The organism is Paenibacillus sp. J22P15 (genome assembly GCF_056269345.1).
Window position 1 is genome coordinate 111,838 of record NZ_JBWDNT010000013.1, and the last position, 25,749, is coordinate 137,586.

Here is a 25,749-nt window from a genome sequence, read left to right on the forward strand (position 1 = left end):
TTGAATTAGGATAATTATTAATTCATGTTGGTTGATTTCATATATAATGTTTATCATAATAAAGATATAGTTTCAATATGACGATGGTGAATAGGAGTAGGATTAACTAAATTCCTAATTGTGAAGGCGGGATATATTTATGTATTTAACGACTGATGCTGAATCGCTGCGAGTATATGAAGCGTTGGCGAGTGAAGTGCGTTTACAAATTATTGATTTGTTGTATGCGAGAGAAATGAATATTAAAGAGCTTGCTGCTGAGCTGTATTTGAGCAGTGCGATCGTAAGCACCCACGTCAATAAGTTGCAGAAGGCAGGGATTGTCAGCTATAGAATGAGAAGAATAAACGGAGGAACCTATAAGTGCTGCTCCTTATCCACTGAGTATCTCCAAATTAGATTGTTTCGAAATGAGCCATCCACTAGAAAGTTTAAGGAGATATCCATACCAGTAGGACATTATACCAATATTGAAGCCTCGCCGACTTGTGGAATAGCCTCGACGGAGAAGATGATTGGGCATTATGACATGCCGGCTTATTTTTTGGACCCGGAACGTGTACATGCTGGGATTTTGTGGTTTACCAGAGGTTTTGTAGAATACAAAATTCCTAATTATTTGTTCAAAGATGAGTCTATACAAGAAATCGAAATAGCGATGGAAATTGGCTCGGAAGCGCCCTATATTAATGAAAATTGGCCGTCTGATATTCAATTTACAATTAATGACCAATTCCTTGGCGTATGGACAAGCCCCGGTGATTTTGGGCGGCTGAGAGGACGTTTTTCACCGGCGTGGTGGCACTCCGATGTCAATCAATATGGTTTAATGAAGGTCCTTCGAATTAACGACAAGGGATCCTTTATCGATGGTCAGCAAATTTCAGATACTACGGTAAATGATGTATCATGGGTTAACTCGCAGTGGACTTTCCGTATTTGTGCGGACGACACTTCACAGGGCCGCGGAGGACTCACCTTGTATGGAAGAGGCTTTGGAAATTATGATCAAGACATTGTCGTTCGCAGTTATTATGAATGAATGGCCACTAATGGACATCAGAATCAAACTTTTATGACGGAGGATAATAAATGAGTATGTCTTGTCGCGTTCTTATTGTAGATGATGAGCTATTAGTTCGGCAGGGAATTAAGCATCTGCTCAATTGGGAGCATGAAGGATTTCAAATCGTAGGTGAAGCCTCTAATGGAAAAGAAGCGCTTGAGCTAGTTGAACGCTTGGAGCCTCATATCGTTATCACCGATATTGTCATGCCCGTCATGGGCGGTGAAGAGTTGACTCGTGCGATAAAGTCTAAATATCCGGAGATTGAAGTCATAATATTAAGCAGCTTCGGTGAATTTGATTATGTGAGATCCACGTTTCAAAGCGGCGTTGCCGATTATATTTTGAAGCCTAAGCTCGAAGCGATACATCTGTTGGATATTGTGAAACGGACAGCTAAGAAGATTCCTTCACTCAAGCTAGTAGAAGCAGACGTTGATGGAAAAATGTCTATAGCATTTGTTGTTGATAAGCTTATTTCCGGTTATGAAATCGAAGTTGAAGATAAGGATATTACAGAGGCCTTTCCCCTAAACAGATTCTGTCTTCTTGGGGCTGATCTAAAGCTGCTGCCGGTCAAGAGTAGAGAACGGTTTACAAATTCGCATTGGCTGAGCCAAATAACATCCGTGCTCGATTCTGACTTTCCGAATGCTGTATATTTCCCCCTGCCTACTGAGTCTAGTTTAGTCGTTGTATTAGTTAACTTAGACCGTAATGATCAGCATGTTCTGACAAGAATAGCTATGGATCTTGCTGCTTGGAGCGCAGAGCAGATGCCTGAGATGAGCTGGACAATTGGACAATCATTTACTAATTTGAGGCAGCTCGGTATGAACTATAAGGACAGTTTCCTCAAAATAAATGCTTATCGTTATTTTCTTCCTTTGTCCTATCGATTAATCGTACATGACGAGCTTCCAAAAATTGCTGAAGAGACTGTCCTATTCAACATGAATCAGTTTACTGAGCTGATGAACCGGAGGCAATACGAAGAGGCTTTTGGCGAGCTACTGGAGTATGTTAAGGGTCAATCCGGTCAATATAATACTGATATTTTTGAGTTTAAATCTTTTTTGGGCAATGTTATTTTTAATATTACAATTTTATTAGGCAGACAGTTATCAGGTGTGAAAAAACTAGATGAAGCAAAGTATGCTTACTTCAAATCAATCGGAGAATCGACACATGTTACCGAGGCGCTATCACTACTTGAGGCGTTTATAAGCGAAGTAAATGACAGGCTAAAAGCGGATACTGCGCCAAGCGGCAACCCAAATATGACGCAGCTGCTGCATTTTATTCGTGAGCATTATGCAGAACCGCTCAGCTTGACGGAACTAGCGAAGCACTTTCATTTTAATCCATCGTACTTGTCGAGCTACTTTACAGCGAATAATAAAGAGGGCTTTAGTGAATATTTGAATAAAATCAGAGTGGAAAAAGCAGCTGAACTGCTTCAGCAAGATATGGCGTCCATTTCCCAGATAAGCGGGATGGTGGGATATTCAGACCACAGCTATTTTACGAAAGTATTTAAGAAGTTAACGGGGCTGTCACCTAGCCATTACAGAAAACAATACTCGGGTAAGAAGAGGGACTAGGTTATGAGTGCTTTTTTGGAAAAATTCAAATATCATGGTTTGTTTATAAAAATGTTCACCGTTACGCTCGTAAGCATCGTCATGGTAACACTGCTAACATCGGCGGTGATGATACAAATGTCGGAGAAATTGTTCATGGATACATTCAGCATTACAAATTCCAAAATTTTAAGCCAGATTCAAGCGAATTTCGAATCCTTTAACTATTCCGTCGTTACGGCGTCTAATAATGTGCTTCAAAGCAGGGTGATCAAAGACTTTCTCACTAAAACGGATAAAAACGCGATATCCTCCGCATTCAGCTACTATGAAGCCAGCTTGGAGATCAAAAGGATTCAATCTAATGTGGCTGCCTATCCGGTTACGCTCACGATTACAGGTATGAATGGGAAAAGTCACGCAACAGATAGTTATTATTGGCCGAGTTCACTTACGAAACTAAGAAGCAGCAATCTAACGTCTAATACACTTTTGCAGCCTAAACGGCTTCTTTATCAATTAGACAAAGAAAATATGGGCTACAACACGGATGAAGGCCCAATTATTGTTGCTTCGAGAGCGTTAGTGGAGAGAACGAGTGCGAAGGAATATGGCGTACTATATTTTGCAATTAAAGAAAGCGACTTTAAGCGTTTTTATTCAAACTCTACGAGCAGCAGCAACGATGTTGTTATATTGGATCAATTGGGAACGGTCGTTTCGAGCAATCGTGAGGAGCTCATAGGTAAAGTGGATGGGGCTTTGCTCAAATACGCCAAAGAAATCGAGCAACAAAAATTGAATTTCAAAGATGTCAAAGTACTGGGAAAAAACACTCGAGTGCTGACTGAATATTTGCCAGTTTATGACTTCTATCTTGTCAATTTAATTGACAAGCAAGCTGTACTTCGCGAGATGGTCGATTTCAAGACGGTCGCGCTTATTTGTGTTGCGATTGTTTTTGGGGCACTTATTATCGTATTTATTATTTCAAGACGATTGACGAAATCGTTGACCATGCTGGCTAAACAAATGTCGGGGATTACTGCAAATCATTTTGATAACTACATAAATGTCACGGGAAGCTATGAGATTAAGCAGCTAGGCCATGCTTACAATTATATGCTCGATGAGCTGAATGAATATATCAAGAAACTGATTCTGACACAAAAGGACCAGCGCAATGCGGAGCTTTCGGCTTTGCAAATGCAGATTAATCCACACTTTTTGTACAATACACTAACTTCCGTCAAAATATTAGTGCAGCAGGGCAACAAAGACAAAGCAGCAGCTACGATTAATTCGCTTATATCACTTTTACAAAATACAGTAAGCAATATTAGTGAAACCATCAGTGTTGCTCAAGAACTTGTTAATTTAAAAAACTATGTATTTATTAATCATGTTCGGTATGGTGAGCAGATTGTAGTCAATTACTTTGTTTCAAATGATTGTTATGGCTGCTACATTCCGAAGCTGATTATCCAGCCATTTATTGAAAATGCGTTTTTTCATGCCTTCCAAGAACGCAATGATGGTCATATCTATGTCCTTATTTCGCGGGAGGACGATGCCTTAGTATGCGAAGTAGTAGACAATGGTGTCGGGATGTCGGGTTATGACCATGAGAATCCAGAACATAGCAAGATAAGCACAAGCCATTTCTTCTCAGGAATTGGTATTAGGAATGTGCAGGATCGAATTGTTCTGCTATACGGAGAGGATTATGGAGTTGATATTGTAAGTGATATTGGTGAAGGAACTAGAGTGAAAATCAGAATCCCTATTATGCTTTCCTAAAAAAAATACTAGAAAACAAAATAAATCACAATTATTTATTTACGATTGGCAAGGTAACAATAGAATGACAAAAGCACACAAATATATTGCTAACGAGACATTTTGACGAATTGTTATAATGAGAATCGTTAGGGGGCAAACGCTTCCAAAAAACAATATATAGCTACGAAAAGGGGTTGAATGGATTGAAAAAACTACTTGTAACGATGTTGGCAAGTTTCATCCTGCTGACAGCATGCTCGACCAATAACAACAATGCTCCTAATGAGGGCGGTAAACCTGCTGATGGCGGTAAACCAGCTGAGGAGACAAAGGAAATAACGGTATGGGCATGGGATAAAGCTTTCAACATCGGAGCTATGGAACGCGCAAGTGAAGCTTACAAAGCAAAAAATCCTGATTCTGACTTGAAAGTGAACATCGTAGAAAATGCACAAGCTGATATTATTCAAAAAATGAATGCGGGCTTGAACTCTGGTTCAACAAAAAGCTTGCCAACAATCGTATTGATTGAAGATTATCGTGCACAAAGCTTCTTGCAAGCTTACCCGGATGCTTTTTTTGAATTGACAGATTTCATCAATCCAGCTGACTTTGCTGAATACAAAATCGGACCAACAAGCTTGGACGGCAAGCAATACGGCGTGCCATTTGATACTGGCGCAGCGGGCTTGTATGTAAGAAGCGATTACTTAGATGAAGCTGGCTATAAAGTAGAAGACCTTCAAAATATCGATTGGAAGAAGTTCATTGAGATCGGTAAAGCGGTGAAAGCCAAAACAGGCAAAGCGCTGCTTACACAAGATCCGAATGACCTTGGATTGATTCGTATGATGATCCAATCTGCAGGTTCATGGTATTTGAAGGAAGACGGAACAACTCCTGATTTGGCGGGCAACGCTGCGCTGAAGGAAGCTTTTGAAACATACAAAGAAATTATGGATGCTGATATCGTGAAGGTTGTTTCTGACTGGAGTCAATTTGTTGGCGGATTTAATAGCGGTGACATTGCAACGATTCCTACAGGAAACTGGATTACAGCATCCGTCAAGGCTGAGGCTTCTCAGTCTGGTAAATGGGCAGTTGTGCCATTCCCTAAATTGACAAGCACTCCGAACTCTGTAAATGCTTCTAACCTTGGCGGCAGCTCATGGTATGTCATGAATGTTGATGGCAAAGAAGCAGCAGCAGAATTCCTGAAACAAACTTTTGGTTCTGATGTAGATCTTTATCAGAAGCTTGTGACTGAGATTGGTGCAATCGGAACTCTAAAAGCAGCAGCTGCAGGCGATGCTTATAAGAATTCAGACGAGTTCTTCGGTGGACAAAATGTTATTGAAGATTTCGCTAAATGGACAGAGCAAATTCCAAAAGTAAACTATGGTATGCATACGTATGCGATTGAAGATATTCTCGTAGTAGAAATGCAAAGTTATTTAGGCGGCAAAACCATTGATAAGGTGTTAAGCGATGCTCAAACGCAAGCAGAAACACAAGTTAAATAAATCAGACCATACGGCAAGTAAATAAAACCTGAGGCTTCTCCTTCTCCTGCTTCGCAAGATCGTATTCCGGCTGTAGGAGCTGGAGGAGTCTTTAGTGTTTTGTTTCCGTAAAGAAGGGGGTTAGGCTAACGTGAAATCAGCGAGGCCTGGCGTAAATATTCGCACAAGAGCTACCTTGACTGGTTGGATGTTTGTTATCCTTGCCGTCATTATGATTGGGGCGTTCTATTTCTACCCTATGATTCAAGCGCTTATTTTGTCGTTTAAATCCGGCAAAGGGATGAATCTATCATTCGTAGGCTTCGATAACTATGTTCGACTATTCAGCGACAAAACGTTTTTGACTGCGGTTAAGAACACATTTATTTATTTGATTATCCAAGTTCCAGTGATGATTGTTTTGGCTATGTTTATCTCAGTATTGCTTAACGACAGTAAATTGAAATTTAAAGGCTTTTTCCGTACGGCAATATTTTTACCGGCCGTTACCTCACTCGTTGCTTATTCTGTCATTTTCAAATATTTGTTTGCGACTGATGGTTTAGTCAATAAGATGTTAGTCAATCTTCATCTGATATCTACGCCAATTCAATGGATCACAGATCCGTTCTGGGCGAAGATTACAGTTATTATTGCAATCACATGGCGCTGGACAGGCTATAACATGATTTTTTACTTGTCGGCGCTTCAAAATATTGATCACTCGATTTATGAGGCTGCGAAGATCGATGGCGCTTCATCCACGAGACAATTTTTTGGTATTACGATGCCATTGCTTAAACCGATCATATTGTTTACTTCCATTACTTCTACAATCGGAACGCTGCAATTGTTTGATGAGGTTGTCAATATTACGAAGGGTGGACCAGGTAACGCATCGATGTCCATTTCTCAATATATTTACAATCTATCATTCAAATATTCCGCAGATTTCGGATATGCAGCTACGGTGTCGTATTCAATCGTAATTATGATCATCATATTGGCGTTCGTACAGTTTAAAGCGGCAGGTGAAAAAAATGGATAAATTAAAACGCGTTTTTGTTTATATTTTTCTGAGTGTCGCTGCTTTTATTTCTATCTTTCCATTTCTTTGGATGCTGGTCAGCGCTACAAACAAGTCAGCTGACGTAACGAAAGGGAGATTGCTTCCCGGCGGACAGCTCATCGAAAATATAAATCAATTATTTGCTACTGTGGACATCGTTCCTGCGTTAATGAATTCAGCAAAAATCTCGATCTCTACGACTGTTCTTGCGATGGTTATCGCTTCATTAGCTGGTTATGGCTTCGAAATTTACAAGAGCAAAGCAAAGGACGTCGTCTTTACGATCCTGCTGCTTTCCATGATGATCCCATTCGCGGCGATCATGGTGCCGTTGTACCAGATGTTCGCAGGCATTTCGCAGTCTATTCCATTTATTGGCCTAGACACGTTGTCGGGTGTCGTGCTTCCGACGTTTACGACAGCATTTCTTATTTTCTTCTTCCGCCAAAACACCAAAATGTTTCCGCGGGAGCTGTTAGAGGCTGGTCGGATTGATGGTCTTAACGAGCTTAGTCTTTTCTTCCGGATTTACATGCCAACGATGAAAACGACCTATGCGGCGGCAGGTATTATTACGTTTATGTCGAGCTGGAACAACTATTTATGGCCGCTCATCGTTTTGCAATCACCAGAGAAGAAAACGATCCCAATGCTTATTTCCAATCTAGGATCGAGCTACTCACCGGATTACGGTATTATTATGACGGCGATTGTCATTTCCACCATTCCTACTGCACTAGTGTTCTTCCTTATGCAGAAACATTTTGTTGCTGGGATGACGGGTTCAGTAAAATAATTAAGAGCAAAGTCAGGTGGACCGCGTGCTTTATGCGCAGCTGCCTGACTTTTAAATAAATTTAAGGGGAAAATAGGATGAATAATATAAAGCCAGACATGAAGTGGCTCACGGATGTGAGTGTATTCGCTGTAAACCGATTGCCTGCACATTCTGATCATCGATACTATGAGACTTTAGAAGAAGCAAAAGCGGATACGAGTATGCCACTCCGTCATGATCTGAATGGAAGCTGGAAATTCAGCTACTCGCTGAAGCCGGCTGATCGACCAGAGCAATTTTATCAATTGGATTATGAGTGTAACAGCTGGGGAGATATTGAAGTTCCAGGTCATATTCAATTGCAGGGCCATGGTAAACCGCAATATGTGAATACGATGTACCCATGGGATGGTCATCATGATATTCGCCCGCCAGCTATTCCAGAAGACCATAATCCAGTCGGCAGCTATGTAAAGTATTTTATAGTACCGGAGAATATGAAGGACAAGCCTGTTTACATTTCATTTCAAGGTGTAGAGTCAGCTTTCTATTTGTGGTTGAACGGTAAGTTTGTAAGTTATAGCGAGGACAGCTTTACACCTTCGGAGTTTGATCTTTCTCCGTTTCTAGTAGACGGTGAGAATAAGCTTGCAGTTGAAGTATATCAACGGAGTACGGGCAGCTGGCTGGAGGATCAAGATTTCTGGCGTTTCTCAGGTATTTTCCGTGATGTCTATTTATATTCCGTTCCGAGCATTCACATCCGCGATCTCTTTGTGCATGCTGATCTGGATCAACCCTATTCAAACGGCACGCTGAAAGTAGATATGAAACTAATCGGTCAACAGCCGTCTCGTATATGGATTGAATTAATGGATGCCAATGGACTGACAGTTGCGACAGCGGAATCGGAATCCGTAGTTGGTGATACGATTTCTCTTTCTTTGGACGCAGGGAAAGTAGCCGCATGGAGCGCTGAGAAGCCGTATTTGTACAAGCTTTATATTACGGCGTATGACAATTACGGCAAGCTTGTCGAAGCGATTCCTCAGCGGGTAGGTTTCCGTAAATTTGAAATGATTGACAAAGTAATGCATATTAACGGCAAGCGCATCGTATTTAAGGGTGTGAACCGTCATGAATTCAACAGCCGCAAAGGACGGGCGATTACGAAGGAAGATATGCTTTGGGATATTGCGACACTTAAGCGTAACAATATGAACGCAGTTAGAACTTCACATTATCCAAACCAATCGTTGTGGTATGAGCTGTGTGATATTTACGGTGTATATATCATTGATGAGATGAATCTTGAAACGCATGGCTCGTGGCAGAAAATGGGCGCGGTTGAGCCTTCATGGAACATTCCAGCAAACAAGCCTGAATGGGAGCAGATCGTTATGGATCGGGCAATTTCCATGGTTGAACGGGATAAGAATCATCCGTCCATTCTTATATGGTCGGTAGGCAATGAAGCCTATGCAGGCGAAGTATTGTTAAACGTATCGAATTATTTCCGGGAGACGGACCCTAGCCGACTTGTTCATTACGAAGGCGTGTTCCATAACCGCAAGTACAATGATACGAGTGATATGGAGAGCCGTATGTATGCCAAGCCCGCTGATATCGAGCAATATTTAAACGATGATCCGCAAAAGCCCTACATTAGCTGTGAATACATGCACGCAATGGGTAACTCGGTAGGAGGCATGCACAAATATACGGAGCTGGAACAGAAATATCCGATGTATCAAGGCGGCTTTATTTGGGATTATATCGATCAGGTCATTGTGAAGAAGGACCGTTACGGTAAAGAGTTTCTAGCGTTTGGCGGCGATTTCGATGACCGTGCGACCGATTACAATTTCTGTACAAATGGTATCGTCTATGCAGACCGCAAGGAATCGCCGAAGATGCAAGAGGTTAAGTTTCTGTATCAGAACATCAAGCTGCTGCCTGACCGCAGCGGAGTTAAGGTGATGAATGATAATTTGTTCGAGGGAACGAATGCATACGATTTAGTCATCTGTCTTTATCTTGAAGGCAAAGAAATATTCCGCAGTATTGCGAATATTGATGTAGCAGCGCAAAGTGAAGCCTACTTCAAGCTTGAGCTGCCTGAGATAGTTGAGCCTGGGGAATATGTACTGCATGCTTCACTCACTTTAAAAGAGGACAATTTGTGGGCGGATGCTGGTTATGAGATTTCATTCGGACAACATGTCTATTTAATTGAACAGAATGCGGCGGCAATACAGCCACAAGGCTCACTGCGCGTGGTCGAAGGTGATGTTAATATTGGCGTTCATGGCCGCGATTTCAGCATCATGTTCTCCAAGCAAGCTGGCACACTTACATCGGTTAACTATGCTGGCAAAGAGATGATTGCAATCCCGCCGGCACCGTTATTCTGGCGTGCGACTACGGATAATGACAAAGGCTTCTTGCTTGGCTTTGATTCTGGCGCGTGGTTTGCAGCTAGTCTTGCACGGAAATGCATCGGAGTAGAGCTTTCAGAGCAGAGCGGAAGCGCGACCGTCACATTCCAATATAAGCTAAGCATTTGTACCGAAATACTCGTTACGGTTGCTTATACGGTGCTTGCAGATGGCAGCTTGAACATCAAATCGCGTTATGAAGGGGCAGAAGGACTTCCGAAAATGCCGATTTTTGCATTATCATTCAAAGTTCCAGCGGATTACTGTCATCTGGATTGGTACGCAATGGGTCCGGAAGAAAACTACATTGATCGCGCATTCGGAGCTAGACTCGGCGAGTTCAAAAACGATGCCGCAGATAATGTGTCAAGGTATGTCGTTCCTCAAGAATCGGGTAACCGTACTGGCGTCCGTCGCTTAAGTATTACAAATAATGTAGGCCGCGGCATTCGGATTACAGCGCCTGCGACGCAGCCTGTAGATTGCAATATTTCACCATTTACGGCATTCGAGCTTGAGAGTGCATATCATCATTACGAGCTGCCGAACGTTCACTATACAGTCGTTACTGTAGCTGGCAGACAAATGGGCGTTGGCGGGGACGACAGCTGGGGTGCGCCTGTACATGATGAGTATCTCATTCCAGCGAATCAGAATATGACGTTTGAATTTAATATTCACCGCGTGTAATCGAGTTAACCTCATATAACGAAGGGGCTGTTTCACTAGTACATAACTTTACTAGTGAAACAGCTCCTTTTATTTTTGCAGACGGTAATGGGAAGGGCAACAGCCTTCGTTCGTTTTGAATGCGCGGCTGAACGCGTGGATATTCGAATATCCGAGCTGATCGGCGATATCCTGCAAGGACAAATGAGTATATTGAATCAAAATTTTGGCTTTTTCTATTCGAATATGCTGGTGATATTGAATGGGGGTCATTTGAAACATGTTTCTGAACAGTTGGATCAAGTAAAACTTGCTGATGTGGAATCTCTCGGTCAGCTCATCCAGCTTGACGCTGCGGTGCACGTTATGATCGATAAAGGTCCGAACCTCCCCAAGCAGCTCCATTTGTCCATCATTTTTTGTTTTGCTTCCCCAATATTGCTCTCTCATCATTTGGGACAAAATCGTAAGCAGACAGCCCTTTATACGAATCTCATAAAAAGGCGGTTTTGTTTCAAATTCTCGAATCAACTCGAATAACGCTTGTTCCAAGGGAAGCGGATCGCCCGGACGAAAGTGACTTGGCATGAAAAATATCGGGTCAGACAGCTCGTTATTCCGAAACCATCCGCGTTCTTTTGCATTCATCTGGTTCAGCGGTTTAAAGGATACACCGATTTCTTTGCTGTCAGGCAGGTCATACAGGTCAAAATGAACATGAGGCTGACGGATGCGTGCACTTCCGATAATTTGTATGGAATGTCGTTGTCCCGGCTTAAAGAAGAAGTAGTCACCTGCCTTTCCATAATAAACCTCATCCTCCACGGTCACCAAGATTTGGCCTTCCATCAGATAGAGCAGCTCATAATCCCAAATCACCCGCTCATCCATCTTCCAAGTGGATTCAAGTACACTATCGAAAGCCACTCGGATATACGGCGATAGATATTCCACTTTCATTGTAATCACCTCAGCAATATATGATAAACAATTCAACAATAAAAGGTAATGGATGCTCGTACATATCATTATATAATAGGTTCGTAAATACACAATATATGGTACATGAGGTGATGGATCATGCTGCAGCAACAAGGACTCGGATTTGACTTATCCTCCGCTCCGCTCGTCACGAAAGCACGCACTAGATCGATTTCAGCAGAGAATGTGAATGGCGAGAAGGGACAAGGCGGCAAGGAATCTAGTAATTTGGGTGTTGGAAGAAAAGGAAGGCCTGCAATTACGCTTAATCAGGGCGATGAGGTCACGCTTGCTCATATTCAAGGGACTGGTGTCATTCAGCATTTCTGGATCACCGTCACCGATAAAACAGGCAAAGGGCATGCGGGGCAATTCGTTCTCCGCGATCTTGTTCTACGTATGTACTGGGATGATGAAGCTGCCCCTTCTGTTGAAGTGCCGCTCGGAGATTTTTTCTGTAATGGTTTCGGCGTGCGAACGAATGTTAATTCGCTTCCGATCTCTGTTGTTCCTACGGGAGGCATGAACTGTTATATTCCGATGCCGTTCCGAAAGTCAGCAAAAATTACGATCGAAAATCAGCATGCTGTTAAAATTGACGGATTCTTTTATACATTCAATTATACGCTCGTTGACCAATTGCCTGAGAATGCAGCATACTTCCACGCACAGTGGCGTCGTGAAAGCATTACCGAAATCGGCAAAGACTATACGATTCTGGACAACGTCAAAGGTTCTGGACAATATATCGGCACATATCTTGCATGGGCTGCACTGGAGAGAAACTGGTGGGGCGAAGGTGAGATTAAGTTCTATATGGATGGTGACCAGGATTGGCCGACGATATGCGGTACGGGTACGGAGGATTACGTAGGAGGTGCATGGTGCTTCAACAATATGAAGACGAATGAACCGGAATCGTATTCCACGCCATATTTAGGTTATAAGTTTTATAAGGAAACAACAGAAATCGATGCTTGGTATGGCCATAATGTACCGATGCACGGCATGTACCGCTGGCATTTGCCTGACCCGATCCGTTTCGAAACCGATTTGCGCGTAACGATTCAGCAAATCGGGCATGACCATACGAAACTGTTTGAACGCTCCGACGATATTTCATCCGTAGCTTACTGGTATCAGATGGAGCCTCATGCACCATTTCCAGCGATGCTACCTGCCAATCGGAGATGGCCGAGGTAACACTTAAGATTTTAATTTCCTTAAGCGAAGAACGTCCGTTTTCACTATTAATAGGTGGAAACGAGGCGTTTTTCTATTTTTGTTTATAGGTGATAACCGCCACATAGAAGTCCATGATATGATAAAGAGAAATGCTTCCTTCACAAGGGAAAGGGGAATTTACGAACATGTATGAGCATCTTGTATCGTTTAAGTTTAAAGAAAAGATTTCGCCAAGCAAAGAGAAAGAGCTGCTAGAGTCATTATATTCATTGCGCACAGCAGTTCCAGGTATCGTCGAGTTGACTGCGGGGTGTAATGTGACAACGGAAACGGACAATATTCAAGGCTACACTTTGGGGCTTCGCGTTACTTTTACGGATCAACAGGCTTTGCTTGATTATGGTCCTCATCCTGCACATCAGACGTTTGTAGGCTTGCTTGATGGACTCATCGACAATGTAATTGTTGTGGACTACCCGATAATTAAATAAGTATCGCTGCTTAATATGGCAGTAATTTGGACGAATATGATCCAGGCAGGGTGAATAGATGGCTTAGATTCAAGTTCAATTAAAACTATTCAGTAAAGAGGTTGCTAACCGACCGATCATGTCGATGTTAGCTCCTCTTATTCTACGTTGCAGAAAATACAATAGAAACCTGACATGAGACCCGCAAACGTTGGCTACATTGCAGAAATACAATAGATACAGCCGAAAGTACGACTAACTAACTCAAAATGGTAACTTCTACTGTATAAACTGCAACGTAGCGGTGTATACCGCATTCTACTGTGATTTCTACTGCACAAAGTGCAATGTAGAAGTACAGAAGTATAGATGAATAGAAGTGTAGCAGTGTAGAAGTATAGATGGCGGCAGCGGCTTCAGTAACAATTTCCAAAAATAGCTAAACCCGAACCCCGAACCCCGAACCCCGAACCCCGAACCCCGAACCCCGAACCCCGAACCCCGAACTTTCATCTCCAACCCCAAAACTAACCCCTACTACGATCACCAATACTCTACGTTGCAGAAAATACAATAGAAACCTGACATGAGACCCGTAAACGGTGGCTACATTGCAGAAATACAATAGATACAGCCGAAAGTACGACTAACTAACTCAAAATGGTAACTTCTACTGTATAAACTGCAACGTAGCGGTGTACATCGCATTCTACTGTGGATTCTACTGCACAAAGTGCAATGTAGAAGAACAGAAGAACAGGAGAACAGATGAACAGAAGAACAGGAGAACAGGAGAACAGGAGAACAGGAGAACAGAAGAACAGGAGAACAGGAGAACAGAAGAGCAGAAGAGCAGAAGAACAAAAGTACAGAAGTACAGAAGTACAGAAGTGTAGAAGTATAGATAGCGGCAGCGGCTTCAGCAACAATTCTACTATATAAACAACTAGGATTTGCGTAAGTGGCTGCCTACCTAGCTTACTTCGTTCGTGTTTTCAAGAGCAGCACGTATCGGTGACAATTGCGATACAAGATTCAGTTGATCATAGAAAGGGTATAGATTATGTAATCTACAGAAGAATAGATGAGTTAAAAAAGAGAAGAAGGTGTACGTGTATGGCCAAACATAATCGATTTATTCGGTGGTGCTTCACGATTATTTTGGTATTGATCATTATCTACTTGGGGTCGCTCGTTAACTTTATTTTCAAGCCGGTGTTATCTTTATTCAGTATGATTATCGTTCCACTCATGCTCTCAGGTTTCTTTTATTACTTACTGCGTCCGCTAGTAAATGGAATGGAACGTCATAAGGTCAATCGCACATTGGCGATATTAATCATTTATTTGTTTTTCGCGATTATTATGGTTGGGTTCAGCATCGTGGTATGGCCGTCCTTGCGAACACAGCTTGTCAATTTGGTCGAAAATGCACCGGATCTATTCACTGCGTTAAGCAAGCAAGTTGAGGAGCTTGAGCAATCTCTGTCATCGTTTCTGCCGCAGGATGCGAATCTGCTTTCCAAATTGACGGAGTATTTGAATAAGGGGTTTACGGTGCTGACGGAGTATTTGTCCGGCCTGTTCACTTTTTTTTCGGGTTTCGCCATTGTGCTGATTACGTTTCCGATTCTACTGTTTTATATGCTGAAAGAAGGCGGCAAGTTTGGAGAGCAAATCGTTAGCTTTATTCCAAAAAGGTTTCGTGATGACGGTACGGAGATCATGGATGAAATCGACCAGATGCTTAGCAGCTTTATCGTAGGTCGAGTCATCGTGAATGTGACGCTTGGATTATTAATGTATGTCGGCTTTCTAATCATCGATTTACCATATGCCATGCTGCTGACCGTTGTGGCGGTCATTTTGAACTTTATTCCGTTTATCGGTTCGTTTCTATCTTCTGTACCAATTGTCATTATTGGTTTCATTGAAGCTCCATCCATAGCGATCTGGTCGGTAGTAATCATTACGGTGGCGCAGCAAATACAAGATAATCTCATTGCACCGTACGTTTTTGGCAAGCAGCTAGATATTCACCCAATGACAACTATCATCTTGGTGCTCGTTGGCGGAGACATCGCTAATATTTTAGGCATACTGCTCATTATTCCGGTGTATATGATTTTGAAAATTGTTTTTTGTAAAATATACGAGTTATTCTTTAAGCAGCTTTGGGAAAACGCGTAATATTTTTGTAACATATTGGGTGATTAATCGGATTACTTCTGGTATAATGACGTCGGCTAAGGCAAATTTACCGAAAGTACGGTGGCTTAAAAACGATGGGTATAAACACATTACAAGGGAAACGAATCGTAATTGCTGGATCTCGGAAAACGGATGAGATGGGTTTGGTTGTTGAAAAGCAGGGAGGTATTCCAATCGTTCGCTCGCTCCAAGGGTTAACGATGTTTGAAGAGGATCTGCTGGAAGAGCCATTGCGAGAGTTCGCCAAGCAGGGCGCGGACTGGGTTATTTTGACTACAGGAATGGGATCAGAGAGCTTGGTTGAGACTGCGGATAAGCTTGGAATTAAACAGGATGTGTTCGACAGACTGTCTCAGGCAAAAATCGGCACAAGGGGCTACAAAACGTCCGCATTCCTTAAACGCTCGGGTCTTAAAGCGATTGTCGCCACGGATGATGGAACGATGGATGGGCTCTTGAACAATTTAGCAGCCTTTGATTTTGAAGGACAGAGCGTATGGATACAGCTTCATGGAGAGCCAGCGCCGAAGTTGGAGTGTTTTCTCGAAAATAAAGGTGCATCACAGGTAATATCAGTGCTTCCATATAAACATGTGCCGCCGGATGCAGATACTGTAGAGAAGCTGCTGTCTGAGCTTATTGATGGCTCGGTAGATGCGGTTTGCTTCACAACTGCGGTGCAAGTGCACTATTTGTTCAGATATGCCATCGAATCAGGCCGCAAAGAGCTTTTGTTGAACTGCTTTGCAGGGCAGATTGTTGCTTCTGCGGTCGGAAAAGTAACGGCCGAAGCATTGAAAGAGTACGGTGTGGAAAGAATCGTCGTTCCCGAATTAGAAAGAATGGGCGCTTTGGTTATTGAAATCGGGCGATATTACGAGCGTGCTGAAGGCAAGGAATTATAGAATCTATAGCAGAGGCAGTCAGAGACACCTAAACGGTGTATTAGGCTGCCTTTATTTTATAGCATCATCGTTGTCCACTAGCGTAATCAGATACTAACTTACTAAGCGTTTCTGAATTGTCTTGGTGAATGACCATAACGTTTCTTGAATGCTTTCGAGAAATGGGAAGCATTCGCAAATCCGCAATATTCCGCGATTAAATCGAGCTTGAGCTCAGATGAAGCGAGTAGTTCACTGGCCTTCTCTAACCGCAGATGAAGCAAATATTGATGTGGTGTTACACCAAAGTATTGATGAAATACAACGTTGAAATGGGATTCGGAATAGCCGGCATGCCTCGCCATGGATTCTACTGAGATGGTGCCGGAGAGATGGAAGGAGATGAAAGCCTTCATCTTCGTAACGAATTGTTGATCCTCGAAAGCCAAGGAGCCTGTCGTTTCAAAGTCGCCAATGAGCAGAAGCAGCAGCTCCATCGCTAGCTTTTGTGTATGGAGGACGTTTTGAATGTCGTTGTTTTTAAAATGCTCGATCATTTGGTACAACAGCTCTTTGAATTTCTCTGGTTGAAGCGGCTTTAGTTTAATGGGAAGCTGAAGGTTCGGAAAGTCGTTTAGCCGCGGCTGCAGCAGTTCAAAGTAGGGCTCAAGATTCGTTTGTCCCGGCGTAGTTACAAAGCTCTGTTCTCGGTTCGGATTATAAAAGAAATCAAGATGGGTATTGGGTACAACGCAGCTTCCATAACCTCTTGTAGTAAACAGCATACCGGGCTGAATGAGCGCAAAATCGCCGGGCAGCAGCTCATATTCAGCGCCCTCCACGGTAATTAAATAACGCCCCTCCTCCAAAAATAAAAATAAATAATCGAGAAGTCGACGTTCTCCTTGAAAAAAGGAGGTTTCTTTAAAGCGGTAACAAAGCCGTATAAATGGCACGACCGGGTGCTCACTCCAACTATGCTGTTGTTGATTCAACCTTCATCACCTCCAAAGCGTTATTGTGCATTATACCAAGATCATTGTTTTTGACAAGTAATTTCGATGTTTTGTACATGATTCCCCTTATTTTTAGCTTTATTATAAAGGTTAGTAATATGATTAGCCAAGGATAATGACATGAATATGGGGGACGAGAAGATGAGCATAACGATTCCAAATGTGATGAGCATACCGACGTTTTTGGGGGATGGAAAGATTAGCTACAGGGAGAAGCAGGTTCCGACTCCAGGTCCTGGCCAGCTGCTGCTTCAAGTGAAAGCAAACGCTTTATGCGGATCGGAGCGTGGACAGTTTTACGATGGGTGTGCAATTACGCCCGGTCATGAGGCAGCGGGTATCGTCGTGGCAGCAGGTGCGGATACAACAACGGAAGCAGGTACGCCCGGCGTCGTTTTTCTAATGGATTTTTGCGGGCATTGCCGCAGCTGCAAGAGAGGATATACAAATCAATGTCTAAGCAAACGGGCAGATTACGGGTTTTCACATGATGGGGGTTACGGCCCTTATATGGTCGTGAATGAAAATGTATTTTTCAAGATTGCTCCGGAGATCCCGTTGACTGAAGCAACGATATTGCTTGATATTATGGGAACCGGCGGTCATGCAATTCGTAGAGCAAAGCTTGTACATGGCGATATTGAATCGATTGTCATCGCAGGAGCGGGTCCAATCGGACTAGCTGTATTAGCCATGGCGAAGCTGCTTCTAGGCAAAGAGCTGCCCGTATTTATTATGGATTTCACACCGTATCGTTTAGAGCTGGCAGAGAATATGGGGGCTGTTCCGATCAATTTGGGACAAACATCGTTGGAAGCCGTATTGACGTCAGCAGGTTTAAATGGAGTTGATGCAGCGTTTGATACGAGCGGCAAAACGACAGCTCGTCAAACGGCTTTGCAATCCCTAAACCACCGCGGTGTACTCGTATGTATTGGACATGGTCAAGAGCTGAATTTGCAAGTATCCTCCGATTTGATCGCAACCGAGAGAGCCGTTCTTGGCAGCGAATATTTCCCGTTTGGAGAGTTGGCTGATAATCATCGTTTGCTGTCCGAGAATTTGCCTTATCTAAGTCAAATCATCACGCATCGTTTTGGACCACAGTCCATGCAAGAAGCATTTGAGCTGTTTTTCAAAGGCGATACGGGAAAGGTGGTAATTGAGCAATGAGCAGTGAGGAGCGAGCAAAGATAGCGTTAGTCGGAGCTGGAGGCTGGGGTTATCACCATGCACGTATTTTCAATGCGCGTAAAGATGTTGATTTTTGCGCTGTTGTTGGACGTAATGCGGGCAGGACCAGTGCAAGAGCGGAAGAGTTTGGTACGAAAGCATACACGGATATAGCAGAGATGCTGGAGAAGGAAAAACCAGATTTGGTTAGCTTATGTTTGCCGAATCAAGGACATTTTGATGCAACTTTGCAGGTTATTCAAGCGGGTGTGCCGTTATTGGTGGAGAAGCCGCTCGTATTCGATCTCAAGGAAGCGGATCTTTTACTTGCGGAAGCGGCGAAACGAGACCTGTTTTTTGCAATCAACTTTAACCATCGTTACGCGGCAGCAGTACAGAAGGCTAAGGAAGCGATTGAAGCAGGTAGATTAGGAGATTTAGTATTCGCTTCTTGGCGGTTTGGCGGTGAAGGCACGAGTGATCATCCGCATAGCAACCTCATTGAAACGCAATGTCATGGATTTGATATGCTAGAGCATTTATGCGGTCCTATTACATCGATTATGGCGCAAATGACAGATAAAGCCGGCAAAGGATTCTCTACGATGGCATTATCTTTGCAATTCCAATCCGGTGCTGTAGGAACGCTGCTTGGCTCTTATGACTCTTCCTATGCATACGCTCAAACGCATGCCATGGAGCTGAATGGCTTAAAGGGCAGAGTGACCATTGAGGATACTGTAAAACGATTCACATTCCAAGAGTCAGGGAATGAGACAGCAGAAGTCTGGCAGGCAGGTTATTTCAATGACACGGAGCGGGAATTTCATCGGACGTTCGATAAGCACTTCGATCATTTGCTCCGTGCATTTCGTGCGGGTGAAGCTCCTCCCATTCACGCGGCTGCGGGCAGAAGAGCGCTTCAGCTTGCCCATTCAGCGATTGAATCGTTCGAGACGGGGCATCGAATTCAGACGGAGTAGGAGAAACCAGTATGTCTAGCACACAAGCTTCCGTGGCAACATCGCCAACCGCTTTACAAACGATATATCCGCTATTGTTTGCCATCAGTTTCGTCCATTTGATTAATGATACGATCCAATCCGTCGTACCGGCATTATTTCCTATTTTGAAAGATTCTCTTTCACTCACCTTCGCACAAATCGGATTGATCTCATTGATGATTAATTTAACAGCAGCAATGCTGCAGCCAATCATCGGTATTTTGTCAGATTCACATCCGAAGCCGATGCTGCTGCCGATCGGCATGTTGTTCACGATGGGAGGCGTTGCTGCTCTGTCCTACGCAACACAGTTCTGGATGGTGATGGCAGCTGTAATGCTGATTGGGATTGGTTCTGCGGTCTTTCATCCCGCGTCAGCGCGCGTATCCTATTTGGCATCTGGGGTGAAAAAAGGAACGGGGCAGTCTATTTTTCAATTCGGAGGAAATATCGGACAATCGCTTGCTCCGATTATGACGGCTGTATTATTTGTACATACGGGCCAACGCGGTGTTATATGGTTCGCATTAATCGTTTCAATCGGAATTATCATTCAGTTTAATGTAGCTAAGTGGTATGGGAAGCAGCTCGCACTAGTGCCAAATCGAGGTGCCAAGCAAGCGGCTAAGCCTGTTTCCAAAATGAATTTGTCTACAGGTAAAGTCATCTTTGCATTAACGATTTTGATGGTGCTCGTGTTTTCCAAAAACGTCTATATTGCTGCAATCAGCAGCTATTATTCCTTTTATGCGATCGAGCATTTTGGACTTACGGTAAGTCACGCTCAAATCGTGTTGTTCGTTTTTTTAGCTGCGAATGTGATCGGTTTACTGCTCGGCGGCGTGTTGGCTGACAAATTTAGTCGTCGCAGCTTAATTTGGTTTTCGATCTTAGGCACGGCTCCCTTTGCTTTACTGCTTCCTTATGCGAATTTAACTTTTTCAATTGTACTTATCTTTTTTGCTGGATTAATATTGGCTTCTGCTTTCTCTGTCATTTTGGTTTATGCGAACGAATTGCTGCCTGGACGGGTAGGACTCGTATCGGGTGTGTTCTTCGGAATGGCGTTCGGTTTGGGAGGGATTGGCTCAGCGATTCTTGGTAATTTGGCAGATTCTATGGGTATTGAATTTGTCATTCGCTGCACATCCTATTTGCCATTGCTTGGCATGCTGACGATCCTGCTGCCATCGGATCGTAAGGATGGGCCTGGCTGACGATTTTCTCAGTAGGACAATTTCCACGATATCCCTGCATACATACAATAATGGGGTATAGCCTAATCGGTGCTGGGAGGGGAGTAGCGCTGTGAGTAAGCGGACTTTAATGGTTGTTTCGCTTGTCATTTATGTATTACTAGCCATCTTATTCATCGTGTTGTCTATTCTTCACTAAACACATAACAAAGCAAGGGCTGCCGAGTGGGTAGAATCATCTACTGCTGGCTGCCCTTGTTTGCTTGAAAGAGTCAGCTACTTGCTGAGCTGCTCCTGACTGTGCTTCATTTTACGATAATCTTTCGGTACGACGCCTTTCGTTTCGCGGAAAATACGAGAAAATGTTTTGTATGAGCCATACCCGACCTCTAGGGCGATTTCCGCTACGCTCATATCAGTAGAGACAAGCAGGCTGCAGGCATGCCGCAAGCGTAAATCATGCAGAAAATGAACGAACGTTTGTCCAGTCGTTTGTTTGATTACTTCACTGATGCGAGAGCTGCTAAGTGAGAAGCGGCCCGCAAGGTCGGATAGCGCAAGCTCGTCCTGATAATGGCGATGAATATATTGAATGATCGGCCATACAGAGGCACTAGACTTAGTTGTGAGCTTTGAAACGACAGCGGAAGGGGCCGTATTTCGGCGGCAGCGATCAAAGGTAGCTAATATTTCCTTTAGCCGCACTTGCAGCATCGTACGTCGCCAAGGCTCCTGTCCTTTATACTCTTGAAACATATCTTCTATTAAATGCTTCATTCGTTCGTTATCAGCACCGCTGAATTGAATGAATGGCGGCAAAACATTATGATCAATGAGGTTCATGAGGCCCTCCTCTTGCCCAGGCTCCATCAACAAATCCATGCTGAACATGCAATTATAAAGCACTAAGGTACTGCCTGGTTCCGTAAAAATCTCATGCACCTGGTAAGGTAGAACGAACGTAAAGGTGCCAGGAAGCATTTGATGCTTAGCATCGTTGATGGATTCAGAGCCCCTTCCGTCAACGACGTAGGAGAACTCCAAAAAATCATGACGATGCGGTCGGAAGCCATGATAAAGACGATTTAAACTAATATGTAGGGGAGAAGAGGTGTTCATATTTGGATACGTTTTCAAATAATCAGGTATATAGGTCATGAATGAATGCATTCCTCCGAAAAACTGAGACTTTTATCGAAAAACAAGCACGATTTCTCATCCCGTTTATTCTAACATAAATGAAGAGATCAAGTATTACGAAAAACATGTGCTAATAAATTCGGTCGTGGTTCACTCAAAATCGTAGGAGGAATTCCGTTGACTACAGAAAATAAGATTAGAATAGGTATTATTGGTGCAGGAAATATCGGAAATGTCCACGCGAACGAATTTTCCAAGCTTGGTGAAGAGTGTGTGATTACGGCTATAACGGATTTGGATTTGAACCGAGCAGAGGCAGCAGCCAAGAAGCACGGGATTGAAAACGTCGCTGCTTCCAATGAAGAGCTGATTCAGAGAGATGATATTGATGCAGTCATCATTGGTGTACCCAACCAGTTCCATGCTCCGCTTGCGGTACAAGCTCTTGCGGCTGGTAAACATGTGCTGCTTGAGAAGCCGATGGGCATTAACAGCGAGGCTGCTCGTCAAATTTTGAAAGCAAGCGAGGCGGCAGATCGTGTAGTTATGGTAGCACATCAAATGCGCTGGGAATCCATAGCGATGCAAATGAAGGAGCAAATTGACCGCGGGGAGCTTGGCAAAATCTATTCGGCAAAAACGGGCTGGTTTCGCCGTAAAGGTATTCCCGGCTGGGGTACATGGTTTACACAAATGGACCAATCAGGCGGCGGCCCGCTGATTGATATCGGCGTTCATATGCTCGATCTTGCGCTATACTTAATGGGTAATCCGAAGCCGGTATCGGTATACGGAGCTACTTATGCTGAGTTTGGGCCAAACCGCAAAGGGATTGGCACTTGGGGCACACCCGATTGGGATGGTACTTACGATGTAGAGGACTTGGCAATGGCGCTAATCAAAATGGAAGACGGCAGTACACTTTCTCTTGATGTCAGCTGGGCTGTGCATATGGATACTGACAATACGCCGTTTATTCATGTCATGGGTTCGGAGGGCGGAGCAAGCTACCGCGGAGCGGAAGGCAAGCTGCTTACAGAAAAGTTTGATCGCCCGCTTGAAAGCATTTTGCGTAAATCGGAAAATGATGAGGGCGAGCGCGCTAGACTTAGCCGTCATTTCTTAGAATGTATCCGCGAGGGCAAACAGCCGATTACTTCTGTATTGACTGGTTTCACGAACAATCTAGTGCTCGATGCGATTTATGAATCCTCACGTACAGGCAGCGAAGTGAAGCTGGATTGGAATTTAAATAAATAATCATCTACTATAGAAGGAAAGAGGAGGAATTTGTATGTTGAGAGGATTAACCGGCGCAGGGCTTGGCCGTATTGAAAGTGATGAGCAGCTTATCAAGCTCGCAGGAGCAAATGGTTTTCAAGCTGTAGATTTGGATGCGGGATCATTGATTAACCGTCATGGTGTCGATAAAGCACGTGAGCTTCTTGCAAGCAATGGTGTGGTCATTGGTTCAATCGGTCTTCCAGTAGAATGGAGATCGACAGAAGAGGCATTTCTTGAAGGACTGGAGAAGCTGGCTTCATCAGCAGCTGCGGCTGCGGCTCTCGGCTGTACAAGCTGCTGCACTTATATTTTGCCTTCAACGGATTTGAAAGCAGCACGCTTCATGGCGCTTGCGACGCGCAGATTGCGTACATGTGCACAAATACTCGGCGCTTACGGCATTCGTCTCGGTCTTGAATTTGTTGGACCTCATCATTTACGTACACGTTGGGAGAATCCTTTCATATGGACATTAGAGGAAACTCTGGAGTGGATTGAGGCGATTGGTGAGAGCAATGTAGGATTGTTGTTCGATGCTTATCATTGGTACACAAACAACTTAACCATTGCTGATATTGAAGCGCTTCGTGCGGATCAAATCGTGCACGTACACATTAATGATGCGCCAGACGTTCCGGTCGAGGATGCACTCGACAACGGTCGTCTTTATCCAGGCGAAGGTGTGATTGATTTGGTAGGTTTCCTGCAAGCTCTTGACCGAATTGGCTACAAGGGAGCAGTATCACAAGAAATTTTATCATCACAGGAGATTACACAATCGCCTGAAGAGCTGGCGCATCGCTCAAAAGCTGCGTTTGATAAAGTGTTTGGCGCAGCTGGTCTGTAAAAAAAGGTTGGCCTCAATTTTTTTATATTTGCTCATTATCTAAATCATCGCTGTAAGCATATCGTTGTGCTTGCAGCGATTTTTTTTGTTTTACTCTAAGCGAAAAAGGAAAATGCTAATTTTACATGATTTTTCGTGAAATTTGTTCAATAGTTGTATTCTGTTATGATGAATAATAACTGTTTTTATATGGTTGCATTTTGAGTAAAGCAGCTTTATTCTTTAGAATAACAATGAACATCGGCAGAGGAGCTTATAACAGTGATGAATAATATTGAAATTAACTTGTATAGAGATTGGATCGATACGGTGAAAGAAATATTTCGGGGATCGGGGCATCCTTTGCCCGAACTGATCAGCGATAGAGAGGCAGCTTTTGCTTATTTCTTACAGACAGCGCCATCAGATGAGGAAGCAGAGGCTCAGGCAGAGGCGAATGCGGATCGTCTTGGCTCGCTCCAGCAAACGATTTTGGACCATTTCGAAACGGTTATTCTCCCGGATATTCGCAGTAGAACGAATTATTCAGGTGACAGCTTTGCTTTCAAATGGCTCTACAATAAAGGGGAACATGTCGTTGAACAGCATTCGTCTTACCGAATTCCACTCTAATTAGAAATGAAACATTGCCTAGATAAATAGCGCTGGATAAGCTTCCAAGCTGGGTGTTTGGCATATGCTGTAGATAAAAGCCCGGTATGAGGGGAGCAGCGCTTGTGTCGACGAAGCGGCAGCGTCATCTGTTGAGCTTACTCGTGCTCATATTGTATGTTTTGCTCGTTCTTTTATTATTAGCCATATTTCTTTGAGAAAAGGATTGCTCCGGACTAGAGGTTTAGTCGGGCAATCCTTTTTTTTGTTGGAATATTGCTACCTTGTATTACAAATAATGAATGAGAAGAAAGCAAAGCGGTTACGGAACTTTGTGTTCATACATAGAGTAAAGCCGTAGCGGACAAGGAGGATGGCGAAGTGTCGAACAAAAATAAAAATAAAAATCGAAGTCACTACAAAAAAATGTCCATGTCACCAAAAGAATATCAGTCTTTCGCAAAAACGATGGAGCCGCCTCGCTCTATTTTTGGAAATTGTGTGAAAGCATTTTTGTTTGGCGGCGCTATTTGTGTGGTTGGACAAGTCATACAGGAGATGTATGTCCATTTGATGGGGATGAGCGAAGAAGCGGCAAGTAATCCTACAGTTGCCACGCTTATTTTGATATCGGTAATTTTAACAAGCTTGGGCGTATATGACAAAATCGCGCAGTGGGCGGGTGCCGGCTCTGCTGTTCCCGTAACAGGGTTTGCGAATTCCATGTGTTCCGCTGCTTTGGAGCATCGAAGCGAAGGGCTAGTACTCGGTGTAGGAGGTAATATGTTTAAGCTGGCTGGTTCCGTCATTGTCTTCGGTACAGTAGCAGCATTCTTCGTAGGTATCGCTCATCTCATTCTTGGAACTGGGGGTCAGTAAT

The 25,749-nt window shown here is 43.5% G+C and carries 22 protein-coding genes; 19 read left to right on the forward strand and 3 right to left on the reverse strand.

Going from position 1 to position 25,749, the window contains the following annotated elements:
• Nucleotides 1–139: 139 nt before the first annotated feature.
• The 7 genes from AC0YN6_RS22045 to lacZ all read left to right on the forward strand — a co-directional run bounded on the left by AC0YN6_RS22045 (nucleotide 140) and on the right by lacZ (nucleotide 10,908).
• Nucleotides 140–1,042: an ArsR family transcriptional regulator gene (locus AC0YN6_RS22045; protein ID WP_475749500.1), complete on the forward strand. Its 903-nt coding sequence runs from the start codon at nucleotides 140–142 to the stop codon at nucleotides 1,040–1,042.
• Between the two features lie 50 nt (nucleotides 1,043–1,092).
• Entirely contained in the window at nucleotides 1,093–2,670 is a 1,578-nt protein-coding gene (locus AC0YN6_RS22050) for a response regulator transcription factor (protein ID WP_475749502.1), read from the forward strand.
• Nucleotides 2,671–2,673: 3 nt separating this feature from the next.
• Nucleotides 2,674–4,449: a sensor histidine kinase gene (locus AC0YN6_RS22055; protein WP_475749504.1), complete on the forward strand. Its 1,776-nt coding sequence runs from the start codon at nucleotides 2,674–2,676 to the stop codon at nucleotides 4,447–4,449.
• Between the two features lie 185 nt (nucleotides 4,450–4,634).
• Complete coding sequence (locus tag AC0YN6_RS22060; protein WP_475749506.1) at nucleotides 4,635–5,954, forward strand: ABC transporter substrate-binding protein; 1,320 nt, start codon at nucleotides 4,635–4,637, stop codon at nucleotides 5,952–5,954.
• Between the two features lie 187 nt (nucleotides 5,955–6,141).
• Nucleotides 6,142–6,981 carry a carbohydrate ABC transporter permease gene (locus AC0YN6_RS22065; protein WP_475749558.1) on the forward strand — a complete coding sequence of 280 codons (840 nt, stop codon included), beginning with the start codon at nucleotides 6,142–6,144 and terminating at the stop codon, nucleotides 6,979–6,981.
• On the forward strand, nucleotides 6,974–7,798 hold the full coding sequence (locus AC0YN6_RS22070) for a carbohydrate ABC transporter permease (protein WP_475749508.1): 825 nt from the start codon (nucleotides 6,974–6,976) through the stop codon (nucleotides 7,796–7,798). The genes AC0YN6_RS22065 and AC0YN6_RS22070 overlap by 8 nt, the downstream gene beginning before the upstream one ends.
• Nucleotides 7,799–7,875: 77 nt before the next feature.
• Nucleotides 7,876–10,908, forward strand: a complete 3,033-nt coding sequence (gene lacZ, locus AC0YN6_RS22075) for a beta-galactosidase, LacZ type (protein WP_475749510.1) — start codon at nucleotides 7,876–7,878, stop codon at nucleotides 10,906–10,908.
• Nucleotides 10,909–10,977: 69 nt separating this feature from the next.
• On the opposite strand, the gene AC0YN6_RS22080 is transcribed toward lacZ, so the two are convergent.
• Nucleotides 10,978–11,847: a helix-turn-helix transcriptional regulator gene (locus AC0YN6_RS22080; protein WP_475749512.1), complete on the reverse strand. Its 870-nt coding sequence runs from the start codon at nucleotides 11,845–11,847 to the stop codon at nucleotides 10,978–10,980.
• Nucleotides 11,848–11,967: 120 nt separating this feature from the next.
• Between AC0YN6_RS22080 and AC0YN6_RS22085 the strand changes: the two genes are divergently transcribed.
• The 5 genes from AC0YN6_RS22085 to AC0YN6_RS22105 all read left to right on the forward strand — a co-directional run bounded on the left by AC0YN6_RS22085 (nucleotide 11,968) and on the right by AC0YN6_RS22105 (nucleotide 16,639).
• Nucleotides 11,968–13,071: a glycoside hydrolase family 172 protein gene (locus AC0YN6_RS22085; RefSeq protein WP_475749515.1), complete on the forward strand. Its 1,104-nt coding sequence runs from the start codon at nucleotides 11,968–11,970 to the stop codon at nucleotides 13,069–13,071.
• 167 nt (nucleotides 13,072–13,238) lie between these two features.
• Nucleotides 13,239–13,544 carry a Dabb family protein gene (locus tag AC0YN6_RS22090; protein ID WP_475749517.1) on the forward strand — a complete coding sequence of 102 codons (306 nt, stop codon included), beginning with the start codon at nucleotides 13,239–13,241 and terminating at the stop codon, nucleotides 13,542–13,544.
• Nucleotides 13,545–14,291: 747 nt separating this feature from the next.
• The gene (locus tag AC0YN6_RS22095; protein ID WP_475749519.1) at nucleotides 14,292–14,465 is read left to right on the forward strand and encodes a hypothetical protein; all 174 of its coding nucleotides are present in this window, start codon (nucleotides 14,292–14,294) and stop codon (nucleotides 14,463–14,465) included.
• A gap of 174 nt (nucleotides 14,466–14,639) precedes the next feature.
• Complete coding sequence (locus AC0YN6_RS22100) at nucleotides 14,640–15,713, forward strand: AI-2E family transporter (RefSeq protein WP_475749521.1); 1,074 nt, start codon at nucleotides 14,640–14,642, stop codon at nucleotides 15,711–15,713.
• A 95-nt stretch (nucleotides 15,714–15,808) separates the two neighbouring features.
• On the forward strand, nucleotides 15,809–16,639 hold the full coding sequence (locus AC0YN6_RS22105) for a uroporphyrinogen-III synthase (RefSeq protein WP_475749523.1): 831 nt from the start codon (nucleotides 15,809–15,811) through the stop codon (nucleotides 16,637–16,639).
• A 101-nt stretch (nucleotides 16,640–16,740) separates the two neighbouring features.
• Here the strand turns inward: AC0YN6_RS22105 and AC0YN6_RS22110 are convergent, their stop codons facing one another.
• The gene (locus AC0YN6_RS22110) at nucleotides 16,741–17,613 is read right to left on the reverse strand and encodes a helix-turn-helix domain-containing protein (protein ID WP_475749524.1); all 873 of its coding nucleotides are present in this window, start codon (nucleotides 17,611–17,613) and stop codon (nucleotides 16,741–16,743) included.
• A 162-nt stretch (nucleotides 17,614–17,775) separates the two neighbouring features.
• Between AC0YN6_RS22110 and AC0YN6_RS22115 the strand changes: the two genes are divergently transcribed.
• The 3 genes from AC0YN6_RS22115 to AC0YN6_RS22125 are packed head-to-tail and all read left to right on the forward strand — an operon-like array spanning nucleotide 17,776 to nucleotide 21,028.
• The gene (locus AC0YN6_RS22115) at nucleotides 17,776–18,807 is read left to right on the forward strand and encodes an alcohol dehydrogenase catalytic domain-containing protein (RefSeq protein WP_475749526.1); all 1,032 of its coding nucleotides are present in this window, start codon (nucleotides 17,776–17,778) and stop codon (nucleotides 18,805–18,807) included.
• On the forward strand, nucleotides 18,804–19,790 hold the full coding sequence (locus AC0YN6_RS22120) for a Gfo/Idh/MocA family protein (protein ID WP_475749527.1): 987 nt from the start codon (nucleotides 18,804–18,806) through the stop codon (nucleotides 19,788–19,790). The genes AC0YN6_RS22115 and AC0YN6_RS22120 overlap by 4 nt, the downstream gene beginning before the upstream one ends.
• An 11-nt stretch (nucleotides 19,791–19,801) precedes the next feature.
• Nucleotides 19,802–21,028 (forward strand): MFS transporter, encoded by a 1,227-nt coding sequence (locus AC0YN6_RS22125; protein WP_475749528.1) that lies wholly within the window; start codon nucleotides 19,802–19,804, stop codon nucleotides 21,026–21,028.
• A gap of 255 nt (nucleotides 21,029–21,283) precedes the next feature.
• On the opposite strand, the gene AC0YN6_RS22130 is transcribed toward AC0YN6_RS22125, so the two are convergent.
• On the reverse strand, nucleotides 21,284–22,165 hold the full coding sequence (locus AC0YN6_RS22130) for a helix-turn-helix domain-containing protein (RefSeq protein WP_475749530.1): 882 nt from the start codon (nucleotides 22,163–22,165) through the stop codon (nucleotides 21,284–21,286).
• A 159-nt stretch (nucleotides 22,166–22,324) separates the two neighbouring features.
• Between AC0YN6_RS22130 and AC0YN6_RS22135 the strand changes: the two genes are divergently transcribed.
• The 4 genes from AC0YN6_RS22135 (at nucleotide 22,325) to spoVAC (ending at nucleotide 25,748) form a co-directional block, all read left to right on the forward strand.
• Nucleotides 22,325–23,407: a Gfo/Idh/MocA family protein gene (locus tag AC0YN6_RS22135; RefSeq protein WP_475749531.1), complete on the forward strand. Its 1,083-nt coding sequence runs from the start codon at nucleotides 22,325–22,327 to the stop codon at nucleotides 23,405–23,407.
• A 34-nt stretch (nucleotides 23,408–23,441) separates the two neighbouring features.
• Entirely contained in the window at nucleotides 23,442–24,278 is an 837-nt protein-coding gene (locus AC0YN6_RS22140; protein ID WP_475749533.1) for a sugar phosphate isomerase/epimerase family protein, read from the forward strand.
• A gap of 264 nt (nucleotides 24,279–24,542) precedes the next feature.
• Nucleotides 24,543–24,890, forward strand: coding sequence for a hypothetical protein (locus AC0YN6_RS22145; RefSeq protein ID WP_475749535.1), 348 nt, complete (start codon nucleotides 24,543–24,545; stop codon nucleotides 24,888–24,890).
• Nucleotides 24,891–25,295: 405 nt separating this feature from the next.
• The gene (spoVAC, locus tag AC0YN6_RS22150; RefSeq protein ID WP_475749560.1) at nucleotides 25,296–25,748 is read left to right on the forward strand and encodes a stage V sporulation protein AC; all 453 of its coding nucleotides are present in this window, start codon (nucleotides 25,296–25,298) and stop codon (nucleotides 25,746–25,748) included.
• Nucleotide 25,749: the final 1 nt, after the last annotated feature.

Coding starts and splice junctions, on each gene's coding strand:
- AC0YN6_RS22045 (WP_475749500.1), top strand. CDS start 140: ATGTATTTAACGACTGATGCTGAATCGCTGCGAGTATATGAAGCGTTG.
- AC0YN6_RS22050 (WP_475749502.1), top strand. CDS start 1,093: ATGAGTATGTCTTGTCGCGTTCTTATTGTAGATGATGAGCTATTAGTT.
- AC0YN6_RS22055 (WP_475749504.1), top strand. CDS start 2,674: ATGAGTGCTTTTTTGGAAAAATTCAAATATCATGGTTTGTTTATAAAA.
- AC0YN6_RS22065 (WP_475749558.1), top strand. CDS start 6,142: ATGTTTGTTATCCTTGCCGTCATTATGATTGGGGCGTTCTATTTCTAC.
- AC0YN6_RS22070 (WP_475749508.1), top strand. CDS start 6,974: ATGGATAAATTAAAACGCGTTTTTGTTTATATTTTTCTGAGTGTCGCT.
- lacZ (WP_475749510.1), top strand. CDS start 7,876: ATGAATAATATAAAGCCAGACATGAAGTGGCTCACGGATGTGAGTGTA.
- AC0YN6_RS22080 (WP_475749512.1), bottom strand. CDS start 11,847: ATGAAAGTGGAATATCTATCGCCGTATATCCGAGTGGCTTTCGATAGT.
- AC0YN6_RS22085 (WP_475749515.1), top strand. CDS start 11,968: ATGCTGCAGCAACAAGGACTCGGATTTGACTTATCCTCCGCTCCGCTC.
- AC0YN6_RS22090 (WP_475749517.1), top strand. CDS start 13,239: ATGTATGAGCATCTTGTATCGTTTAAGTTTAAAGAAAAGATTTCGCCA.
- AC0YN6_RS22095 (WP_475749519.1), top strand. CDS start 14,292: ATGAACAGAAGAACAGGAGAACAGGAGAACAGGAGAACAGGAGAACAG.
- AC0YN6_RS22100 (WP_475749521.1), top strand. CDS start 14,640: ATGGCCAAACATAATCGATTTATTCGGTGGTGCTTCACGATTATTTTG.
- AC0YN6_RS22105 (WP_475749523.1), top strand. CDS start 15,809: ATGGGTATAAACACATTACAAGGGAAACGAATCGTAATTGCTGGATCT.
- AC0YN6_RS22115 (WP_475749526.1), top strand. CDS start 17,776: ATGAGCATAACGATTCCAAATGTGATGAGCATACCGACGTTTTTGGGG.
- AC0YN6_RS22120 (WP_475749527.1), top strand. CDS start 18,804: ATGAGCAGTGAGGAGCGAGCAAAGATAGCGTTAGTCGGAGCTGGAGGC.
- AC0YN6_RS22125 (WP_475749528.1), top strand. CDS start 19,802: ATGTCTAGCACACAAGCTTCCGTGGCAACATCGCCAACCGCTTTACAA.
- AC0YN6_RS22130 (WP_475749530.1), bottom strand. CDS start 22,165: ATGACCTATATACCTGATTATTTGAAAACGTATCCAAATATGAACACC.
- AC0YN6_RS22140 (WP_475749533.1), top strand. CDS start 23,442: ATGTTGAGAGGATTAACCGGCGCAGGGCTTGGCCGTATTGAAAGTGAT.
- AC0YN6_RS22145 (WP_475749535.1), top strand. CDS start 24,543: ATGAATAATATTGAAATTAACTTGTATAGAGATTGGATCGATACGGTG.
- spoVAC (WP_475749560.1), top strand. CDS start 25,296: ATGTCCATGTCACCAAAAGAATATCAGTCTTTCGCAAAAACGATGGAG.